Here is a 3,298-nt window from a genome sequence, read left to right on the forward strand (position 1 = left end):
AACAGTGCTAGCGCTTCTTCCAATTAATAGCGCAATTTTTCGTAAACTTAGCCCCTCTAAGAGATATTTCCGTATACAACACCTCTCTTCTATGGTAAGATGTTTATAGTTCATACGATTTTCCTCCGTAGTTTTGTAGTCTAGCAACTTCATTCTACACGAATTTCGTATGAACTTCTATCTCCTTATTACCTGTTGCACTTAATAGTATAATTCACCCCCCTGGCCTCTCGTTACTGTGTGATGAGCTCGTCTCCGAAGATCTCCCGGGCTCCCTCCCGGGGACAGGCCTCCGGGTCCAGCAGATAATACATCACCTGATACCTCAGCTCCACCGCCGCCTCCGGCAACAGGCTCCGGGTCCGGCAGCCCTCCAGGGGTCTGCCTCCCAGCCTGTCATAAAAGCCCATGCGCCTGACGGCCAGATGCCGGGCCTCTCCCTCCGGCAGGCAGTCCTCGGTGAGACACTCCCAGATGAGGCCCTTTTTGCCTCTTGCCCCGGCTTCCTCCAGCGCCCTTTGCCACAGCAGCCTGCCCAGACCGCCGCAGCGGCGGCGGGGCTCCACAGCCAAAAACATCATGTAGGCCCAGCCCGGGGAAAACTTCAGACACACGGTGCCCGCCAGGGCGCCCTGGTCCTCCAGAGCCAGCAGCAAAAAGGGCTCCATCCGGAGAAAGTCGTATATCCAGGCGGGGTTCACCCCGTCAAAGCATTTCCCCAGCAGGTCCAGCCATTCCCTCAGAAGGGGATAGGAGGGGTCTATCTTCACGCAGTTCATTTGGCAGCCTCCAGCCGGGCCTTGATCTCCTCAAAGGTCAGGCCGTCTATCTCCAGCTTTTTGTCTCTGGACTTGTGGCCGGACACCAGCCTGATGCGGCTCTTGTTCACCTCCAGCCTGTCGGAGAGAAATTTGACGAGGGCCTGATTGGCGGCGCCCTCCACGGGAGGGGCGGTCAGCTTGATGCAGAACACTTCTCCCTTCAGTTCCTGAAACATGTTTTTGGAGCCCCTGGGGCTCAGACGGACTTGTATTATCATAGGCTTGTTGTCAGACTGACGGTCTTTGTGGTATAATTAAGGTATGAACAACAGATCGTCACAAGTAATAGGCGTCATCGTATTCTTTCTGGGCATAGCCATACTGGCTGCGGTGGCGTATATGGTATTTCTCATATTCCTGAGCGAAGAGCCGGCTGTCACTCAGCTCCTCAACGACAGCAAGACCCCTCTGGCCAACCTGCTGTCATCCTGGGCCGCCAATACTCTCGTCAAGATAGTGATGCTCATATTTATGACGGCGGCAGGTTCCCTGATCGCCGACAAGGGCATCAAGATGTATTTCGGCCCCCGGGAAAAGTGATCAGGCTCTCCGCGCCATCAGCCGGTTGAGAGCCACACAGACAGCTATGGTGATCAGGATATCGGGCAGAGTGTTGCCCACGCATATATCCAGAGTCATCAGATATCGGTATATCCCAAACCCCAGCACCCAGCTCAGCAGGTTCGGCGCGTTGAACGCGCCGGACCCTTTGTTTTTCAGGATAAAATGATCGGCGATCTGCACTGCGGCCATGGGAGCGAACACAGAGCCTATGAAGTACAAAAAGCCGGTGATATTTTCCAGCGAAAACAGCATGGCCACGGCGCAGCCTATCACGGCGGTGGCTATCCCCGCCCATTTTGCGCTGATCCTGACGGACACGGCCTCGGAGGACATGCCGGCGGAATAGGCGTCCAGATAGGTGGTCATGACCGTGGAAAACACCACTATGACCAGGCCCCAGACCCCCAGGCCCACCTTCAGCATGATCTCTGCGATGGCAGTCTCGGAGGTGTATATGGCCGCCCCCATGCCGATCACGTACATCCAGCAGCTCACCACACCGTACACCAGGGCGCTGACGAGAGAAGCCTTTTTGGGGTCGGCGGCTTCCCTGGTGTAGTCGCTCACCAGAGGCAGCCATGACAGAGGCATGGCGGCCGCCAGCTCAATGGCCGCGCCAAAGGACAGCAGCTCCCCCGCCGCCCTGTGAAAGGTGCCCTTGGTAAATATGAGCACGCTCAGGACCACCGTCAGCAAAAACAAAAAGGCGCCGGCCACCGTGTTCAGGGCGCCCATCCTTCTGACTCCCACGGCCACCCACACTATTATCAGAGCGCCGATCAGTATACACCAAAAAGGAATGCCCGCGCTCCATATGCCGTTGGCAGAGGATGCGCCGTCGTAGATCATGATGGCGGTCCAGCCCAGGAGCTGGATGACGTTCAGCACGCAAAAGAGGAGGCCGCCCTTTTGACCAAAGCTCTGCTTGCCCGCCTCCATGGCGCTTTTGCCGCTTTCGCCGCCGATGACCCCCGCCAGATAAAACACCACGCAGCCTATCACGTGACCGATGAGAATGGCCGCCAGCCCCTTGCCAAAGCCCAAAGGGGCAAAGTAGGCCCCTGTCATGATCTCGGCGATGGATACCGCCGCGCCAAACCATATGAGGCCGTTGTCAAACAAACTCGTTTTCTTTTCCTGCATTTTTCCTCCGGTATGTTCGCTTCAGGCCCTAAAAAAGCGTCCCCGGGGGGACGCGCGATCTCATTTTTACCTACGCCGGCATTATCCGGATCAGGTCACAGGTCGAAGCCGTACTTCCTCTCAGCCTGCCAAAGCAAGCTCCCTACAGATACTATGATACCACCCGGGGACGCAATAGTCAAGGGCTGCAGCATCCACACCGGCACGATGAGGGCATCCCGGTCTATGGCCCCGAAATGCTTGGCCATGCAGATTATCGCGCCTGTCCCGTTCAAACACCACGTCACTTCGGCGGTGAGGGCCCATCGGAGCAGACACTCTCGGGGTCCCCGAAAAATCGCAGATTTTTTGGGGTGAGGTTCGAAGTCCCCTCCGAACGAACCGCGAGCCGCGGACACGGACAAGCCCAACGGGACAAAAAAGCGCTCGACTACACTTCGCCTCAAGCCCCGCGATACGGCCCCTCCCACCAGCCCTCTCTGCCATTGGCAGAGTAAGGAATGGGCTGGCGGGCCCCACCGTAGATCTCTTACCCCAAATCGCGTAATGCCGGCGCATTACATATTTTGCGATTTGGGCCGAGATGACGCGGGGAGACGCAATGCTCTTCACGAACGAACCGCGAGCCGCGGACACGGGCAAGCCCAACGGGACAGAAAAGCGCTCTTATGCTTCTTTCGTCTCTGCTTCAGCCGGGTCCTCCCCATTTGCCTTCTCCGGCGTTGCCGGAGCAAGGAAGAGGCAAACGGGTCCCGCCCGAGATCCCTTCC

At 57.3% G+C, this 3,298-nt stretch carries 5 protein-coding genes and 1 riboswitch; of the genes, 1 reads left to right on the forward strand and 4 read right to left on the reverse strand.

Going from position 1 to position 3,298, the window contains the following annotated elements:
- From IK083_00965 to IK083_00975, 3 genes are all read right to left on the reverse strand, one after another.
- Nucleotides 1–114: helix-turn-helix domain-containing protein (locus IK083_00965; GenBank protein ID MBR4748130.1), on the reverse strand; the 114-nt coding region annotated here is incomplete at its 3' end.
- 119 nt (nucleotides 115–233) lie between these two features.
- Nucleotides 234–779 (reverse strand): GNAT family N-acetyltransferase, encoded by a 546-nt coding sequence (locus IK083_00970; protein MBR4748131.1) that lies wholly within the window; start codon nucleotides 777–779, stop codon nucleotides 234–236.
- Nucleotides 776–1,039: a DUF167 domain-containing protein gene (locus IK083_00975; protein ID MBR4748132.1), complete on the reverse strand. Its 264-nt coding sequence runs from the start codon at nucleotides 1,037–1,039 to the stop codon at nucleotides 776–778. Before IK083_00975 ends, IK083_00970 begins: the two co-directional genes overlap by 4 nt.
- Before the next feature lie 43 nt (nucleotides 1,040–1,082).
- Between IK083_00975 and IK083_00980 the strand changes: the two genes are divergently transcribed.
- Nucleotides 1,083–1,361, forward strand: coding sequence for a hypothetical protein (locus tag IK083_00980; GenBank protein MBR4748133.1), 279 nt, complete (start codon nucleotides 1,083–1,085; stop codon nucleotides 1,359–1,361).
- Here IK083_00980 and cytX read toward each other — a convergent pair whose 3' ends face one another.
- Nucleotides 1,362–2,528 carry a putative hydroxymethylpyrimidine transporter CytX gene (gene cytX / locus IK083_00985; GenBank protein ID MBR4748134.1) on the reverse strand — a complete coding sequence of 389 codons (1,167 nt, stop codon included), beginning with the start codon at nucleotides 2,526–2,528 and terminating at the stop codon, nucleotides 1,362–1,364.
- A gap of 50 nt (nucleotides 2,529–2,578) precedes the next feature.
- Nucleotides 2,579–2,683, reverse strand: a riboswitch (TPP riboswitch).
- Nucleotides 2,684–3,298: the final 615 nt, after the last annotated feature.

The organism is Abditibacteriota bacterium (assembly GCA_017552965.1).
Lineage (GTDB): Bacteria > Armatimonadota > UBA5829 > UBA5829 > UBA5829 > RGIG7931.